General features: G+C 59.7%; 10 protein-coding genes and 4 pseudogenes. 8 read left to right on the top strand and 6 right to left on the bottom strand.

What is annotated here, in order from left to right; genetic code table 11:
• Positions 1-117 precede the first annotated feature (117 nt).
• Positions 118-279, top strand: a pseudogene (locus QTI24_RS31585) (IS1096 element passenger TnpR family protein); the annotation flags it as partial.
• Positions 280-359: 80 nt separating this feature from the next.
• Positions 360-608: pseudogene (locus tag QTI24_RS31580) on the top strand (hypothetical protein); the annotation flags it as partial.
• A gap of 65 nt (positions 609-673) precedes the next feature.
• On the opposite strand, the gene QTI24_RS31575 reads toward QTI24_RS31580, so the two are convergent.
• The 3 genes from QTI24_RS31575 to QTI24_RS29895 form a co-directional block, all read right to left on the bottom strand.
• On the bottom strand, positions 674-955 hold the full coding sequence (locus QTI24_RS31575; protein ID WP_353506127.1) for a hypothetical protein: 282 nt from the start codon (positions 953-955) through the stop codon (positions 674-676).
• The gene (locus QTI24_RS29900; RefSeq protein WP_286605424.1) at positions 907-1,632 is read right to left on the bottom strand and encodes a toll/interleukin-1 receptor domain-containing protein; all 726 of its coding nucleotides are present in this window, start codon (positions 1,630-1,632) and stop codon (positions 907-909) included. Before QTI24_RS29900 ends, QTI24_RS31575 begins: the two co-directional genes overlap by 49 nt.
• 664 nt (positions 1,633-2,296) lie before the next feature.
• Positions 2,297-3,727, bottom strand: a complete 1,431-nt coding sequence (locus tag QTI24_RS29895) for a toll/interleukin-1 receptor domain-containing protein (RefSeq protein WP_286605423.1) — start codon at positions 3,725-3,727, stop codon at positions 2,297-2,299.
• 324 nt (positions 3,728-4,051) lie between these two features.
• On the opposite strand from QTI24_RS29895, the gene QTI24_RS29890 reads away from it, so the two are divergent.
• Positions 4,052-4,261, top strand: a complete 210-nt coding sequence (locus QTI24_RS29890) for a hypothetical protein (protein ID WP_286605420.1) — start codon at positions 4,052-4,054, stop codon at positions 4,259-4,261.
• A gap of 157 nt (positions 4,262-4,418) precedes the next feature.
• Here the strand turns inward: QTI24_RS29890 and QTI24_RS29885 are convergent, their stop codons facing one another.
• Positions 4,419-9,059, bottom strand: coding sequence for a toll/interleukin-1 receptor domain-containing protein (locus QTI24_RS29885; RefSeq protein WP_286605419.1), 4,641 nt, complete (start codon positions 9,057-9,059; stop codon positions 4,419-4,421).
• A 476-nt stretch (positions 9,060-9,535) separates the two neighbouring features.
• Here QTI24_RS29885 and QTI24_RS29880 point away from each other — a divergent pair, with 476 nt between their 5' ends.
• The 5 genes and pseudogenes from QTI24_RS29880 (at position 9,536) to QTI24_RS29860 (ending at position 15,581) form a co-directional block, all read left to right on the top strand.
• Positions 9,536-10,891, top strand: coding sequence for a tetratricopeptide repeat-containing protein (locus QTI24_RS29880; protein WP_286605418.1), 1,356 nt, complete (start codon positions 9,536-9,538; stop codon positions 10,889-10,891).
• A 540-nt stretch (positions 10,892-11,431) separates the two neighbouring features.
• Positions 11,432-12,175, top strand: a pseudogene (locus QTI24_RS29875) (IS256 family transposase); the annotation flags it as partial.
• 345 nt (positions 12,176-12,520) lie between these two features.
• Positions 12,521-13,711, top strand: coding sequence for a hypothetical protein (locus QTI24_RS29870; protein ID WP_286605417.1), 1,191 nt, complete (start codon positions 12,521-12,523; stop codon positions 13,709-13,711).
• A 303-nt stretch (positions 13,712-14,014) separates the two neighbouring features.
• Positions 14,015-14,299 carry a CHAT domain-containing protein gene (locus tag QTI24_RS29865; protein WP_286605416.1) on the top strand — a complete coding sequence of 95 codons (285 nt, stop codon included), beginning with the start codon at positions 14,015-14,017 and terminating at the stop codon, positions 14,297-14,299.
• Between the two features lie 253 nt (positions 14,300-14,552).
• The gene (locus QTI24_RS29860; RefSeq protein WP_286605415.1) at positions 14,553-15,581 is read left to right on the top strand and encodes a hypothetical protein; all 1,029 of its coding nucleotides are present in this window, start codon (positions 14,553-14,555) and stop codon (positions 15,579-15,581) included.
• 48 nt (positions 15,582-15,629) lie between these two features.
• Here QTI24_RS29860 and QTI24_RS29855 read toward each other — a convergent pair.
• Positions 15,630-15,809 (bottom strand): annotated as a pseudogene (locus QTI24_RS29855) (transposase); the annotation flags it as partial.
• A gap of 878 nt (positions 15,810-16,687) precedes the next feature.
• On the bottom strand, positions 16,688-17,188 hold the full coding sequence (locus QTI24_RS29850) for a hypothetical protein (RefSeq protein ID WP_286605413.1): 501 nt from the start codon (positions 17,186-17,188) through the stop codon (positions 16,688-16,690).
• Positions 17,189-17,286 lie beyond the last annotated feature (98 nt).

The raw sequence follows: 17,286 nt of genomic DNA, 5'->3' as shown, positions 1-17,286 counted from the left end.
CGACGACTACGAGGCGCTACTGCCCTGGAACATCGCGCTGCCAACCTCGTAGCTCAACCCCTGCACTTGATCTGCGTCGATGAACAGGACGCGGTTTATTGACCGCATACGGAAGACCTGCACCTCCATCGCTTCGATATCCACGGTCGCGAGTACGGCGTCTGCAAGGACGGCGGCCTGTATTTCTCCACTGACGCCCGCGCCGTGGCGATTGGCGACTTGCATCTGAGACGCGGCGAGCGATTCACCTATCAGTATGACTTCGGCGATTGCTGGATTCATGATCTGCGCATCGAGGCGGCCCTAGCGATTGACCGCGCGTTGAGCTATCCCTCGATCCCTCGTGCACCGCTGGACACAGAGCAGCACCGCCCGAGGACTGCGGCGGCCCGCAGGCGTTCATGGCCGACCGATCCGTGTATGCCCTCATCGGCGAGCGCCAATCACGTGAGCTACGGGAGGACCTCATCGATGACATGGACGAGGAGGAACGGGACATCCTGAGCCGATATCACCCTGACCGCTTCAACCGGCGCGCGGTCAACCAAAGGCTCGCAGCCCTGGCATCGCAACCATATTGGAGGTCCGACGATGAAACTCACAATTGAAGTCAACTTCCAACGCCTGAGGCCTGTCACGCGCAGACTGGTGGGAGAGGTATTTCAGAAGCCTGTTAAGCGGCCGAACTATTTCGACGCAACTCTTCGACAGCCGTCTGGTGCATCAACTGCCGATCCGTGTTAGAGCCAACTGCTGCCGAGTCCAGCACACCTTTAACACGGTCTAGAGCGTCTGCCAGGGCTGGATACGAAAGGGAGTCTAGCGCGCCCACCGCAAACTTTAGTGCCTTTATCGCCTGGTATGCGACGAAAGGTTTTTCGGTACGAACTAGCTCAACCAAGAACTCTAGTGATGCTTCATCCGAGAACGTCTGGAGTATTGAGACTGCCGCCAAGCGTTCACCTGGCGATGGACTGCGACACAGCTCTGCAAGTAGCGGATACGACGCGGTAGCAAGAGACTGCAAACTTTTAAAAATCTCTGCTTTGTCCGGGTATCCGATGCGGGCATTCGCTGTCGAGTCTTTTCATAGAGTCTTGCATATGCATGAATCTGTTTGCGCACAATATCCAGCGACGAATCAGAACTAGTCCGGGAAGATTTCTCGGGCTCTTCGTGCTTCGAAATAGACAAGGCGTCTAAGACCAAATCTCGGATTTCCCGTGAAACCTCCTTCAATGCCTCATCAAGAAATTGCGCGGACGCAATAGGCTTTGCATCCCTGGGAATCATTTGCAATGCGCTAAATCTAGATTCTTCCCACATGCATGGCCGCACCAGAATTGGCACCAGCATCGAGCGGCGTTCCTTCACTCTCGTGAACGCAAGCTCCATTTCGACGCCGAAACAGTAATCCGACGCCAGAAAGTCTGGACTTAGTAGGGCGAGGACCAAGTCTGAAGATTCGAGCTGAGTGCTAATTTCCACGTCCCAGTTAATGCCTGGTGCAATCTTGCGATCGTGCCACTCTGTAATCAGTTTTTTCTGCCTAAGCGGCGCGAGAGAAGTTGCAAGTTTTTCTCGAAACTGTTCGTCTCGGTGAGAGTACGAGTAAAAGACATGCAGAGACATATCGTTATCCATATTTTTCTGCATAAGGTAAGCGAAGTTGAAGATTGACAGGTGCGGATGAAATAGCCCCCTGATTCCCCGGTCCCGTCCTATCGCTTATCTTTGTGATAGGAATAGGACTATGAATACGACTAGGCATACGGAGTCGGTGGAAGTGATTTTGAAAGACCAGCGCCGCAGGCGCTGGTCCCTCTCTGAAAAGGCAGCGCTGGTACGGCGCACCTACGAGCCTGGCATGGTCTCGCAGTCACAGATTTACCGTCACAAGAAAGAAAGTAAATCCGGTACTTCGCGAATCCAATGCGTGGAGGGCCGCGTAAGGTGTTGAAACATGAGGAGTTTCGCGCCGCGCTTCTCGACGCCGCTGGACGCATCATGCCCACGAGGTTCTGCCCCAAGCTGGGCAGTGGGGTCCGACTGGTCAACTGGCCGACGTTCGATCAGGTGGCTTCGCCTGGAAGCCGATCCGGCGCTGCTGCGCCTCTGCAAACGCCCTGTTCGCTTGCGTTCTGCATCCAAGCGTCGGCTCGTTGATTTCTGGCACGACAAGGTATTTGCCGACCGCGTCCTGACGTCGACCCCCGCCTCGCCTAACATGTCGAATTCGAAAATCTTCGCCACCGCGTCAATCTGCGGAGAAGATTCGCGTAGCCCAACTCGTGATCTAAGCCCCATCCACAAATTGTGTCGCCTCCCGTCCTTTGATTCGGCTTGATTGCAAGGAATCGCCTTTTGCGCCATCCACGTCGCCGAGCGCAGCACGAGCTCTGGCCCTATTCCCAAGTAATGTTGAAAATCTCAAACTCGACTCCGCTTCGACTGGGAATTGACTCGAATCAGGTCGAACTGCGTTCTTGAATCCAAGCATGTCCACATCACCGTCATTGCCACTGAGATAATTGTCTCTGCCATCTGAGTACCTATACCTCGGGAAATGGCCTCGCTCATTCGTTATTTTGTGTTGAATTGCTAAGGTAAAGTCGGATTCTGCGCCATGCAGGTCGTTAAGTGCATATCGAATTAGCCCCCTATCATTAAAGGCTTGAGCAAAGTTTGGCTTTATTCGAATAGCCTCATTCAAATCGTTCAATGCGGACTCTAGCTTTCCAAGACCATGGTGAGCTAAGCCCCGACGATGATATGCCATCGCGTCATTCGGCTTCAGCGCTATCACCTTGCTAAATTCCCTTACTGCGCCTTTGCTATCCCCCTTTTTATGTCGAGCGGCACCCAAATAGGCAAATGCTGTCGTATGAGTGGGCTGCAATCGGATTGCCTCGCTGAAATCCTGAAGTGCACCGTCAATATCGCCCTCCAGTTGTCGGAGGACGCCGCGACCACAATACGCGTCCGGATCTGAAGGTGCGATCTCGAGCGCGGCGGCAAAATCTTTTCTCGCATTTTCAAAATTCTTAATATCCAACTCGGCATTACCCCTTTGAACGAATGCGCCCGAGAATTCCGGCTTAAGTCGAATGGCTTGACTAAAGGCGTGGATCTTTTCTCGTGAAGAACTCGCCGTGAAACCTTGCTCGAACCAATCTTGCGCCGTCAGTTCGACCTTCTCGACGCTGCGGGCAGTTGCTGCCGCCTCCTGCTGCTCCTTGACCGCCTGCAATGCAGGCTCGGAAGCGGGATGCAGTATTGCGTCGAGCGGAACATTTAGATAGTGCTCGTGAAGGCGCGTCATCGCTGCGTCGAAGTACTCAGGTGGTACCTTCAGCGCGTTGTATCGGGTGAGTGCGGCGAGTTTCCCCGTCAACTGCGACTTTATTGAAGGCAAGCCAAAATCGAAGCTTTCAAGAATAAGGGGAATAATGTTTCGACGATGCTCGAGCGCGTATTCAATTTCACGTCTTAGCCAATCTCCCGGCTCATCGCATCGTTCTAGCGCGGACGGAGTTAACAAAACAAGAAAATGCGCGCGTGATTTAATGTTGTCAAGAATGACGCTTTCAAAATCTCCACTTGCGATTCCTTGAAAATCAAAAAATACGTCGTAACCCGTTCTCGTCAGGTATTGAAACACCGCTAGCGCCCAAGGCACATTTGATCGACGGTAGCTAATGAAAACGGTCTTCTCAACGCGTGCCATGAACATCCCCTTGTTAACAGAGAAGCGATCCGGTTTTCGCTCCCGAGGCGCACGCAGGAACCTACTTGGACAAGCACCAGTTGTCTAGCGCAATCACGCCGCCACGTCCTACCAGTTGATGACGTTCGTGTCGCAGAGCCTGAGCGGCCTGAACTGAAGCGTGAAGACGCACGTCGTACGGCGGACGCGTTGGCGCGGGAAGTCAGCGCCGGGAGCGGTTCAACTGGTGGGTGTGCGATCACTAACCTGTAAATCACGATTGCGGATCCTCGGCGCGGCTCGGTGGCATGAGACTGATTTCTTGAATGCCCTTGGAGCTTGGCCATGCAGCTCAAAATCAGTCTTGCCATCTCCGATGGCGTCGGCGAGTCCGATTTGCTGCCGCTGTTGACCCTAGAACTCGATGCGCGGCCGAGCGTCCAGACTCTGGAGCTGGGCTTGGCGGATGCGAAGGCTTTGCTCGCCCGCCTACAGGCAGAGATCGTCACGCGACAGGTCGAGTCGCAGTCGGCCATGGTCGAGTCGAAACGTTAAGGATTACCATGACATCCACTACCGATGCCTGTTTGGCAGGGTTGTCGTGAGGGTACCGCGCTGGCGACGCTGCGCGTGTTCTTGCAGCGACGCCTCAAACGCGAATTGACGCGCGGCGGCGTCTTCTGCGCTGACCAACTAAAGGTGTAGCCCGTGCTTATCCCGTCCGGCACAACCGCACTGCCACAGAGGGGTCGAGGTCGGCGCACCACCTATCAATGAGCCAGTCGAGTGCGGCCGAGCCTGCGTGAGCTAGCTCCTCGTTCTCTGATCCGGCCCACCGGAGCGACAGGTCGAGAAGTGCTCGTGCCCGTCCCGGCGTGTCGCCGATCTGCTCAGTCCATTCCAAAGCAACTCGCGGATCGGTCTCGGCGAGCTGCGCCACCAGATGAAGCGCAAATTCGACCCGACGGTTTCCATCGTCGATCATTTCGGTCATTTCATGGGCCGCCTGCAGATTCGTGGCCTCTAGGACGCCCGCCACGGACACGAGAGCATCGTCGCGTAGCTGAACGTTCGCAATGGCTGTGGCCAGCTCTGTGGCGGCGTCGGGGTCCGTCGTTGCCAGATTCCCGACGAGGCCTGCAATCACCTGCTCAGTGTCGTAGTTGCGGCGTCCAAGCTGATCGAGCAGCCCGAGCGCAGCGCGGACGTCTGTTCGCCCGATCTCGGCCGCGACCGAGAGCGTAGTATTCACCCGGAGTTCCTCACCGCCAATCCCCTCAGCCAAGCGAATCGCCGTTCCAGGCTCGCGGCCTGCCGTTTCCTGGGCGATGACTGCCAGCGCTTGATCGACCATCGAGCTTGCGTCCGGATCATCAATCGTCGCAGCGGTACTGAAGGCGGACCTCGCCTGCTCTTCACCGTTCGCCGCGCTTCTAGTCGCCGTCAACTTGATCAAATAGATCATGGCTGCGCGGAACTCATCGGCCTCAAGGGAACGAGCAATCACAAGAGCTTGCTCCTCGAGTTCCGGCTGGCCAAGCTCTTTACCGACCCTGCCCAGAGCCACCGCCCGGTCGAAGCCACTGCTCTGCCGGCGCGCTGTTTCGATCGCCTCGTCGCGCAACTCGGGCCGATGGAGCACGTTTGCCAAGCTAGCAAGGGCGACCGCGCGATGGGACTCGGGCTTGACCAGCCGACCAAGTGCCAGCATGTCGTCGGGCTTTGACGTGACCAAGTCGACGCCCGCGGCAAAAAAAAGGTCCCTCGCGTCCGGCGTCCCAGCGATGGCATCTTTCAGGTGGTCGATGAGTCCGAGGTCGGAGGCCAGGATGCGGCTGCCGACATCGAAAAGCAAGGATGGCCCTTGCGAGGCGGGTGGTCGGGCACGCGCCAAGTCAATGGCGTCGGCCGCCAGTTGATGGTGATTCCAGATCGCGGCGACATGGGCGAGGCCTATCGCTCGCTCAGCTGCATCCTGCACATGTCCGAGAGCCGTCGCGGCGACGTCACGGTCGCTGCTTGCGGCCGTGCTGGCGGCCGCAAGCAGAACCTTATCGCGGTCGAAGGGGTTGTCGAGCGAATCCGCGAGCTGCAACGCGAGCTGCGGATCTCTCGCGGCGACCGCGAGGAAGAGATCCCGTCGGACGGGCTGCGTCCACGATGCCGCCTTCAGACCGATCGTGACTTCGTCGGCTTCCTCCACCAGGTCACGCCGAAGCAGTTTGACACCGAGCGTCGCAAGAAGCTTGGACCGGATCGAGGCGTCGCCGATCGACCGCACGAGATCGACCGCAGTTGAGGCATCGCGTTCGGATACAAATTGAACGAACCGACCGACCGGGCCCGACCCCGCGTCGAAGCGACCGAGTGCGTCCCAGGCCTCGACGATCAAGCCAGCGCTTCCGCACTCCAGTGCCATCCATTCGGCAACGTCCGTCCGAAAGTCGGATTCAATCGCCGGAATTGTCGCAAACGCAGCTCGCGCGAGGGCCGGGTCCCGTTCGAGCGCGGCAACCGCCGAGAGGCCGCATCCGCGTTGGACGGGGTCGGCAAGCGATTCGACGAAAGAGATGGCGGAGGCCGGCGTTGTGGACGAAGCGATCGATCGCGCGCAGGCGGCAATCACGCGACCGACACCGAGGCGACCACCGTCGTTTCGACTGAACGACATCTGCGCCTCGACGCGGAGGGGCGGCAGGTCATATATCAGTTCCTGGCGGATCCCAAAGTACCTGTTTTCGAAAGGCGACTCCATCTCGTTAAGGTCATGAACCAGCCGTCCGATTCGGACAAGATCGCCCGACAGGGCAAGCAGGGTCAGCTCGCTGCACGTGCGGGCGAGCTCGCACTTGAGTTCACTCACATACTGGTGCGCCAGCCCAAGGTCGGCCTCTGCGAGCTTCCCGGCCAACTCTGAATGCAGCAGTGCCACGTCGATCTCTCCCGCCAACAGCGTCTCCGATCGATCGAGGTCATGGCCAAGCTTGATGGCGGCCGATGGCCGGATCCCGACGATCGACAATGCGAGATTTGCCCGGACAAACTCGATGCCGTCCGGCGGCAGTTCCTCAAAGGCACTCAGTGCCTCGTCGACGTCAATTTTCGCAAGACGGACGATGGCGTCGCTGACCGTGTCAGCCATGCCGCTGTCGATGCCGGCGGCGATGAGCGTCTGAAGGGCGAGCCTTGGCGCGGCCGGCGCGAACGTCTTCGCGACGACGATCAGCGCCTCGCGGCGCTCGTCGACGTCGTCTAGCGACCCTGCCAAGTCGACTGCCCGCGCGGCGAGTTCCTCCTGGCTGGTTGCCGCGGCGACGTCCGCCACGGCCACGGCCTTCCACGCCACGTCGTCGATCGACATGGCAATCGCTAGCCCCGCCTCCGGGTCGGTGACCGCTTTCCGAGACGCCAGAAGCACAAAAGCCTGTCGGCGCAGCCGTTCGTCGGGAATGCGGTTGGCGATGTCGACGGCGGCCGGAAAGTCTCGGTCGGCCAGAATGTCGACGGTGGCGATCAGGGCCTCCGACGCTCGCACGCCGTCGGGATTGCTCAACGTTCGCTGTATCGCAAAGTCGACTTCCCCGACGGCGGCAAGTCCGACGAGGACCTCGATTGGTACTTCCTCGGTGGCTGCACGCAGTTCATGGCTCAGGACGGCGAGCCGTAGTTCATCGGGTCGGCCGACGCTTTTGGCGGGGGCCGACCGCAGGAAATTTATGGAAGAGAACAGCGGCTGGAAGTGGAACCGACGCCGAAGCAGCGCGATTCTGGCGTCGGCGAGCAACCGTTCAAGCCGGCCGAGCCGATCGTCGACGTCGTCGGCTCGCTGTACGAGATCGTCCAGATGCGCCACGAGATACCACGAAGTCTCGGTGGGCCAGCCAAGCTTGGCGTAGTGGTCGGCCCAGCCAAGTAGCCGTGCGACGTAGGCGCCCACACGGCGACGGCCGAACCAGGCCCGGGCCTGTCTGACAAGCTCGGTGTGGTTGAGCTGCACACGAGCCGAGCCGCCCACATCTTCGACATGCCGGATGTAGCGGCCGATTGGACGGATGAGGCTCTCGACACGCCCCGGTGCGATCTCGAGCAGCTCGGAGAGTTCGTCTGTTGCCAGCGGCGCTCGGGACGCGGCGAGGAAGCCGATGAGGTCCTCTCTATTGGCGTCAGGTCCGTCTAGGTACGCGGCAATGGCCCGCTGCGCCTCCGCCTGATAGGCGCGCGCGTGTGGGCTGCCTGTCAAACGATAGCGTCGCGTTGGGTCGAGGGTTGCCAGCGGGTGGTAGGCCGGCAGACCCGAATCGACCGACGGAAACGGACGGCTCGTCACGATGACTGTCACACCGGCCGCCAATGACACTGGCAGACAAGCGGCGATTGGATCGTCCTGCGACTGCTCATCGATGGCGTCGACGCAGAGAACGAGCCTGCGTCCGCTAGAGCCGGCCGCGGAAGATGCCGCTACCCACAGCTCTTGGAACTGCAGTCCCAACTGGTGGTCCTCGGCTAGGCCACCTGCCCCTCGTATGAGATCGAGCAGCTGGGAGTTCACATAGGTATAGAACGACTTGGCAAGGTTCTCCCGGTTTTCCTCGACGAAGTAGGCGATTACGTCCATGCCACGAACCTGCAGTTCGGCCGTCAAGTGGACGACCAGGGCGGTCTTGCCGGTCCACGCATCACCTTCGACAACCAGGTAGCCATCGTGCTGCGCCGCCAGCACGAGCGACGCCAGATCATCGTCGCGATCGAGCAGGGTGGGGTGTGCGACTCGCAGTGCTCGAAGGATTGGCCGATAGGACGGCCGAAATCGCGTGTACGTCGGCCCGGTGTTCTGGCCTGTTCCGAGCAGTTCGCCGATGCGGTTCAGCAACGGTTCGAGACCAAGATCCCAAGCCTCATACGACACGGGGACGGCCTGCAGGATGACCAGCGACTGAAGAGTGGGCGGCAGAGCGTCGGCCGGTGGCCAGGGCGCGCCCTCAACGAGGAGGGGGATAACCGTCGTCTGGTCGTCGGACAACGCAGCGGCCAACTCAATATGCACCCAGTCCCGAGGATCGTCGATACGCCGCCGGGAGTCTCCGTCACTCGCCGTCAGCCATCGATTTCCGATGACAGCGATGACCACCACGGCCCGCTGCAGCTGCGCGCGCAGGTAGTCAGGGAACGGGGCGCCGGGCGGAATACTGCTGAGATCGTGAAAGACAGCGGCTACGCCGAATCTTCTGACGAGCGTTTGACGCAGCGCTGTAACCGGCGCGATCGAGTCGGTACGCCGGTAAGAGATGAACACTAGGTCGCGCGCAAGCGGCTCGACCTCGAAATCCGTGGGGCGCACGCGGGCATTGTGCATGCGAACCTACTGGCTCGCAATCGCGGGCGCTGGGCGGAGTCATGACCCGCTTCGCGCTGCGAGGCTCCGCCCTTGAAGGGCCACGTCCCTGACGCTCCATCGATCCGACTCGCGGTCATGGATCAATCACTTGTGGTTGGCAGCCTCGCCGATCACCTCGCGTAGCTGTTGCAGGGTCAACGCCGCGCACGGATGCGCGGTGCTTCAAGTTCGAGCCGGGTGCATTTGCGATAGAGGCATATCAACAAGACTGAGGATGCTCAGTTGCCGATTGCGAATGCAGACTGCTAGATGAATGTGCATCATAAGACGGCTACCCATCAGGGAAAACAGTGAATTTGATTCAGCACATAGGCGAAAGTCCCCCTCTCATCACCGCAATCTTAGAAACTTGACCGATTTGAGCGGCAGCGAAGGAAGCAGTTGCTACTAGTGCATCGCTCTGTTGGCTGCGATGCAAGCAAAGGAACCACACTATGCCTACGATGCCCATTTGCTTCGTGGTGATGCCCTTCGGGATCAAGGAAGTACCTGCGAGCGCTGCCAACGCTCCGGGCCGTGTGGATTTTGACCGACTATGGTCTGGCGCCATCAGCCCAGCCCTGCTCTCACTAGGCTATGAACCGGTGCGGGCAGATCAGGACATCGGCGCCCTGATCATTCATGAAATGCTCGAACGTCTCTTTTTTGCTGATTTGGTGGTTGCGGACATGTCGATTCCCAACGGTAACGTGTACTACGAAATCGGCGTGAGGCATGCGGCAAAGCCGGACGGGTGTGTCTTAATTGCCGCCGATTGGTCGACGCCGCTGTTCGATGTGCAGCAGATGCGGCGACTCACGTACCCTCTGCCGCAACAGCAACTCTCCGACGAGCAGGCGGCAGAGATCGCCAAGCAACTCGAAGCGGGCATCCCTGCAATGCGCGACGGTGCATCGCCGATGTACCAGGTCTTGCCGGGGTATCCGAATCCATCTGCCGACAGGGCCTTGACGATGCGCAAGGAATTGGCTGAGTACACGACGTTCAACGAGCGCATAGGGGCGGTTGGTACCCTCGGCAATCGAGAAGGCGCACGCCAAGCCGCACTGGCCATGGCCGCGGAACATCCAGCTGCCACTCAACGCCTCGGCTCTTTCGCAATCCCGATGGTGACCTTGCTGCGCGATCACGCAAGCTGGGCGGAAGCGCTTGCGTATATGGAGGCATTGCCGCAGAAGCTCCGCGAATTGGCAGTGATGAGGGAGCAACGCGCACTTGCGCAATCGAAATCAGGTGATCACCTCGCAGCGATCGCCGGGCTTAACGCGATGATAGAAATGGGTGGTGACACATCGGAGAGACGCGGATTGATCGGCGGTCGCCACAAGAGGATGGTGAATGAAGCGAAGGTCAGGAACGACGGCAGAGCGCAACTTCGATCGCTGAATCTGGCGATTGAATCGTATGAAAAGGGCATGCTGCTCGAACTCGGGAACTACTACTGCGTATCCAACCTAGCGCGTCTCTACCGCATGCGCGGTGAGGAAGGCGACGAAGAACAGGCGAAGTTCGTTCAGCAACTTACCGTGGTGATGACGGAGTCTGCGATCGCTAGTGGCAGAGCCGATGAATGGGCGCGGGCCACGCTGCTGGGAGCAGCGTTTGACGCGGGGAGCTACGAGGCCGCCGCCAAGGCCGTGAAACTGGTAAAACGCGAAGGACACGCAGCGTGGAAGATCGAAGTAACTCTTGCCGATCTTGAAACGAGCGTTGCGCAGATGTCCGACGGGTCGATTCAAGCAAAATTCAAAGACCTCTTGCAAAGTTTGAGGGACACCCTGGTAGGGTGAGAGGCGGGCCGTGCCGGTCGCTCATGAGTTGCAAGAGGAGCGTGTGCATCGGAGCGAAGAACGTCCTCGGCGGCCTTGATCGGTACATGGGAGACCCTGGGTGGCGCTGGATGCGAAAGAAGCACCCAGCAACGTCCGTGCGGTTGCCGCTCCGACACCGACGACCCACCCGGCACCGACCTACACGACGCGTGGGCAGCGCGTCCGGCACGAGCAATACCAAATGGGCTGGATGAAGGGGCAGCGCTACAAACGCAGATGGATGAACCACCCGACTTCACCTTGGTTCCTGGAGAGCCGGATGCATTGCGAAAGATGTACGTCCGGTTCGGCGAGGGGGCACACCAAACTGCCGGTCTCGAGATCGGCGCGGATCGGCGGTTCGCCGGCCGAGTTGGCAGAGCGTGTCAAGACGGAAGAGCCTGTCCGGAATTTTGTGTGCGAGGCATAGCATGACGACCAGGAGCATGTATGCCAAGCAGGAAGACGACGAAGGCGGCAGCGGCCGCCGCGGGGGCGTTGCCGTCGATCCCCAAGTAACTGATTGACCAGTTCGTGAAGGGGCCCATGAGCGCCGAGGCGGTGCAAGCCGCCTCGATGGCCTTCAAGAAGGCGCTCATCGAACGCGCCTTGGTCGCGGAGCTGTCGCACCATCTGGGCTACCCGCCGGGTGCGACGAAGGTCGAGGACGCGAGCAACCACCGCAATGGCGCCAGCGGCAAGACTGTCTTGACCGAGGACGGCTCGGTGCGCATCGAGGTGGCGCCTGACCGCGAGGGCTCGTTCGAGCCGGTCCTGATCCCCAAGCACGAGCGACGCTTCACCGGCTTCGACGACAAGATCGTGGCCATGTACGCGCGCGGCATGACGGTGCGCGAGATTCAGGGCTTCCTTGCCGAACAATATGGCACCGAGGTCAGCGCCGAGTTCATCAGTTCGGTCACCGATGCCGTGATGGCCGAGGTCAGCGCCTGGCAATCGCGGCCGCTGGAGCCGATGTACCCGGTGATCTTCTTCGACGCACTGCGCGTGAAGATCCGGGAAGAGGCGGTGGTGCGCAACAAGGCGATCTACCTGGCCCTGGGGGTGCTGCCCGACGGCACCCGCGACATCCTGGGCCTGTGGATCGAGAACACCGAGGGCGCCAAGTTCTGGATGAAGGTCTTCAACGACCTGAGGACGCGCGGCGTGAGCGACATCCTGATTGCGGTCACCGACGGCCTCAAGGGCATCGGCGAGGCGCTCGGTGCGGTCTTCCCGGCCACCACGCTGCAAACGTGCGTCGGGGTCGATTTGATTTTGGTGTCAAAAGTGACGGTTCGCAACTCCAGCAACGGCGCGGAGTCGGTTCGTTAAGTTGTTGATTTCGCGAGCATTGCTGTTCACTTCTTTGCGGCGTATCGTCTGCGCCCCCTGAACGACGGAGGAGCGCGGCGATGCAAGGCTGTCAGACGTCCTATCTGGGCCTGCGCGACATGCCCGGCGAGATCAGCGAGTTCGAGTTGGAGACGTTCTTCAGCTTCAGCCGACTGAGCTCGACTTGATTGCTCGTCGGCGCAGCGACAGCCTCAAGCTTGGCTTGGCACTGCACATCGGCTTCGCCCGCATGACCGGACGGCCCTGAACAGCGTGCGGATCGTGCCCCCTGCCCTGCTTCGCCACCTTGGCCGGGAGCCGGATATCGCTGCGCCGGATCTGGTGTCTCTGCGCGCGCTGTACGCCCGCGGACGCACCCTGTTCGATCACCAGCACCAAGCCTGCGAATGCCTGGGATTTAAGTGGATGACCGAGCATCAGCGCCGAGCCTTGGTACGGGTCCTGCGCGACGAAATTGCGCATTGCTCGGACCGCGAGCGGCTCCTGGTCCTTGCCAGGCAGTGGCTCTACGACCATCGCCTGCTCATCGTGCACGACCGGGTGATCCGCGCCATGGTGGCGGCCGCCCTGGTCGAACGGGAAGCATCGACCGGCCAGTTCATCGTGACCACAGTGCCTGCCGAGACTCGCAAGCGCTGGATATCGGCATTGAACACGCCACGTCCGGACGGCGAACACTGCCAGAGCTGGCTATGGAGCGCGCCGGCAAGGCACTCGACGCGCCAGATCACCGAGGTCCTGGAAAGGATCGCGTTCCTGACTGACCTCGGCATCGATCGACATCTGCGGGATCTCAACGATGTGCTGGTGCGCCGCTACGCCCGGCGCATGGCCGGGCGGCCCCCATCGGTCAGTGCCAAGATCAAGGAGTTGGCCCGCAAGCTGGAGCTCAGCTGCTTCCTGCGCTACTGCCTGCTCACGGCGACCGACCAGATCATCTTCTTGTTCCAGCGTCGAGTGGCCGACCTGTGGCGCCACTGTGCGGACGGTGTCGCGTCCGTGGATTGGGCACGGCAGTACCAGGAACTGCTGCTGGAGCTCTCCGACCTCGCAGGTCATGACGCGGTGCCAGATGCCGAACTGCGTTCACGCCTTCGCGAGATTGTCGCGGCCGAGCACGCTCAGCGCCCGCCGAGTCGGGCGTCAGTCATCCGGCAACGCCTGATCGATGCGATCGCGCCGGTGCGTTCTCTGCTGGTGGGAGTCAGTCGCTTGCCTTGGCAGGCCACCGGCGAGCACCCGGCACTCGATGCGCTGAACAAGCTCCGAGCCGGGTATGCCGGCGGCATCAAGCGACTTCCCAGCGAAGTCAGACCCCACGACTGGGAGCCGCCTGGCGTGCAGCCATCGCCGACGCCGACCGCGAGCGCGCTTTCCGGGCGCTGGAGGTCGCCACCCTGCTTGCTCTGCGCCGGGCGGTGCGCAACGGCTCGGTCTGGATAGCCATAAGTTTTCCCCATTTGGCCGAAGTAATTTTCCCCAGGCCGTTGTCTCGGGTGCTCAGCCCGCGATCGAGGCAGCGACCTCCTTTCGCGGCCCCCCTGGCCGCCGCTTGACGGAAGGGATTGGTGACGGTTCGCTCAGCAGGGTGCGCCCGCGCATGTGCTCCGGGGTGAGCGCGGCGTGCTCGCGCAGGCGGTACGAATTGCCCTCGATCTGGATGCCTAAGTTATTATCAGGATTCGTCTTTTTAGAGCCAACCGTATCAAAATACGCGAAAAGGACGATGACCCCGACTATGTAGGCGTGATCGAGTTCGCCGATTGGCTGTCGCGCACGCGCTTCCTCTATTTGAGCAGCTTCGCCTCGCAGGACTTTGTACTCAACCTCTGCGCGCGCGGTGTACCGGCGCTCGCGAGCTTCCGCTGGAACATCGACGACAGCATGGCCCGGCGCCACTCACAGGCCTTCTACGAGGAACTCTTCCAGCGCCGCTCGATCGAGGATGCGCTATTTAGGGCTTGGAATCGTATGTTCGGTCAGTACCGCGTCGACAGGGTGTGGGCGTCGATGCAGCTGGTGATGGGATGATACGTATGGCGCATAAGCAAGTTGATATAGCTCGCAAGATGTTAAGAGACTGGCGTTCTCCAACCGCTTTATCCGACTGGGTCTTGACTTGCAGCGCGCCAGATTGAATGACACAAATCAGATGCAACTTGTGTGTAGGTGATTAATACCAGATGAAAGTCCAGTTATTGAGAGTGGAGACGTTAAAGGATTGTTGGTTTGATGGGGCGTGTAACTTGTCGCTCCGCGACGCGCCAGACCCCAGCAACACGCGGTGATTCGCACCGATACCATGTCTATGGCTTCGGACGGAAAGATCGTTCTGCGCGCCTGGAAGTATTTCTTCCTACATAGCTTTGCGCCCGTTCTTGTCCTCTTCGGCTCTATAGTAGCCCTACGAGCGCTGCGACTTACAGCCTCCCGGCCGCCAGGAACGCATTGGTCCCTGTTTTCTTACCTCATTGACAATTGGCTACTCTTGACCATTGGAACGGCCTCGCTAATATGGCTCGTAAAGGTCTGGCGTCGATACAGCCGGCCATTCACAGTTCTCTATTTGCGCAAGTTCTCTGCCGGAAAAGACTCGACACTGGCCGAAGGCGTGGTCTCTGAACTCCTACCGCGCTATTTTCGGCTCGTCGCCATTCACGACAGCTCGGGCCATTCCAATCCTTCAGGCCGGTGGCCTACAGCCGCCGGGCTGCTGGCCTGGCTCTGCTTTTCAAGCGTTCTGCCTATCGCAATCTTGGGCAGCTTCGAAATGCTACTGCTGGCAATTATCAATACTTTCATCATAACTGCGCTTTTCCTGGCGATCACTTTCTGTCTGCGCTATGCAGTTCGTAACAGGATTGCGTATCAGATAACCGATGAAGACTCTCTTGCCGACGCATCGCAGGCAATTCTATCAATGCGGCATCAATCCTGGTCGCCGGCGCGCATGATGCGTATTCGCAGTACTGAGGGATACTGGAAGCTAGCGGTCGCGACATTGGCTGACAGCGTTGACGCCATCCTTATAGATGTTTCAACGCTTGGTAGTGGCGTAATTTGGGAGATCGAGACTCTGTTGCCGAAGTATCCGACACGTGTAGTACTAATTTCGAACTCTACTGCAAGTTCTGGGGCGCTGCATGAGGCAGGTTGCGCCCCCACTGCACTATCAGATGAAGTCCAAGCTGCGCTTCAAGGGCGTCGGGTATTGACTCGCCACGGCTCCTTTTTCGGTGGTGTCAAGTTTCATTTAGCTTTGCGCGCTCGCCTTCTGCAAGAAGTATCTTGCCGCCGCGACTCTCGAATCTAATGGGCAGCGCTAGGCCTTAATCCTTCTACACGGACCGCCGGCGCGACCAAGCACAGCTCGTTGGAAACGCCCCGGAAGGGTCCTTGGGATTTGCGCACGGCCCGATCTGATGCCTCCGAGCTGCGACTTGCCGCCGGAGGAATGCTGCCGGGGCACCAATCCCAGCCAGGCTGACAGATGTCGGCCGTTTCCGAACTCCTTGGCTTCCCCGACCGAGGCCACCATGGCACGCCGAGCTCGACGCCTGCGAGGAGAACAACGATGCCTGATCATGCGATGCTGAGCAATCCGTTATCGGGGTAATGCGGTGCCGCAGATGGTGGGCGAAGCGCATGCTGGCCTGATGCAGCAATTCAGGCGTCATCTCCAAATATCGTTGCGCTGAGGCGATGTTCGCGTGTCCATCGTCGCGCGGATTGCTGCTCTTGATCAAAGTTCGACTCCCCAGTGCAGCACCCAAGCCGCGCCGCTCACTGGAAGCGTACTCTTCCAAATCGGCGGCGCTAAGATTGCTATCAGTCGGGAGAGTTATGGATTGCAAGGCTCTCGGAGAGTCCCCCATGTCTAGCAGCTTCAACCAATCATCCGCTACGCAAACTGGAGTGCTTGGGCGTGATTCGATCGGCCTCGTTTGAGGCCGGTTGGCGAAAACCGGTAGCACCGCAGCAATCGCGATTGCGACAACACCGATGCCCCGCATGTTGACGTTCTGCCGGGACATTGCGATCGGTTCGCCGTGTCGCTCGATCTCGTCGGGCGTGGCGATCTGGATAAGTCCTTCGTCGCGGGATCGCGTCCTCTCATCCAACTGCTTCTTGCGTATATCGTAAAAGTGATCGATTGCAGCTAGCGCCCCCCATCAAGACACCGCCTGCAGCCACGAAGCAATGCCAGTAGTTATCCAGCAGCTCCTTCATGGCATCCATCCTCGGCTCCTACTCGATTGGTCCCTGTGGCCGCTCTAACACATCAGTCTTCAATCATGATCGCGGCGATCGGCGCAATGTGCGCGTGACCTTCGATGCCGAGACGACGCTCCCGCTCAGCAGCGGCGTCGAGGAGCCATCCTCGAGCGCTTCGCGCGTCACGTCGAGAAGGCGTTGTAGTCAATCGACGACTGTCTCGATCACGAACTGCCCGCCGGCCGTGCTCCTGAACGTGGAGCTAAACGTTTTGCCGGCCAGCGACGCAGCCGCGCCGGCCGCGACTTTGTAGACGCCCTTTGCGGTTCCTGAGAATCCGGTGACTTTTCCATCGGCCATGGTTAGGCTGCTCTTGCCATCGGTCAGAACGAACACCGCCGACATGCCGGGCCTGCGAATCACGCCGCTTCCGGCGAGCGCAACGGAGCTGCCCTTTTCTGATTCCCAAATGGTTGATCCGGTGAGGATGGCGCCGTCAAAATCGCCACCCTGGTTCTGGCAGCTGTAGCTACTGACAGAATAGGTATGCCCATCACGATCGCCAACAGGCTCCTGGGGCGAGAAGCCTACGGCCTGGCAGACCGACTTCTGCATCGGTGGTTTTTGCGCGAATGCGCCGGAGGAAACGGTGGCCGCAACGACGAAGGCCGCGAGATGGATCGCCTGAAATGCGCGATTGTTCATTGTTGTGCTCCTCGAAAAATGAGGCCACATGAACGCTGCGCTTCACGGCGGCCTCGTACCGTCACAGGTCAGCCGCAGCGGTGCGCATCATGCGCTCG

It is taken from the genome of Variovorax sp. J22P240 (genome assembly GCF_030316855.1).
In the GTDB taxonomy this organism is placed as follows: domain Bacteria; phylum Pseudomonadota; class Gammaproteobacteria; order Burkholderiales; family Burkholderiaceae_C; genus Variovorax.
The sequence above is the reverse complement of the archived record's forward strand: the minus strand, read 5'-3'. Positions and strand labels throughout refer to the sequence as shown.

Excerpts from the sequence above, each read along its gene's own strand:
- QTI24_RS29900 (WP_286605424.1), bottom strand. The coding sequence starts at position 1,632 with ATGTCTCTGCATGTCTTTTACTCGTACTCTCACCGAGACGAACAGTTT.
- QTI24_RS29895 (WP_286605423.1), bottom strand. The coding sequence starts at position 3,727 with ATGGCACGCGTTGAGAAGACCGTTTTCATTAGCTACCGTCGATCAAAT.
- QTI24_RS29890 (WP_286605420.1), top strand. The coding sequence starts at position 4,052 with ATGCAGCTCAAAATCAGTCTTGCCATCTCCGATGGCGTCGGCGAGTCC.
- QTI24_RS29885 (WP_286605419.1), bottom strand. The coding sequence starts at position 9,059 with ATGCACAATGCCCGCGTGCGCCCCACGGATTTCGAGGTCGAGCCGCTT.
- QTI24_RS29880 (WP_286605418.1), top strand. The coding sequence starts at position 9,536 with ATGCCTACGATGCCCATTTGCTTCGTGGTGATGCCCTTCGGGATCAAG.
- QTI24_RS29850 (WP_286605413.1), bottom strand. The coding sequence starts at position 17,188 with ATGAACAATCGCGCATTTCAGGCGATCCATCTCGCGGCCTTCGTCGTT.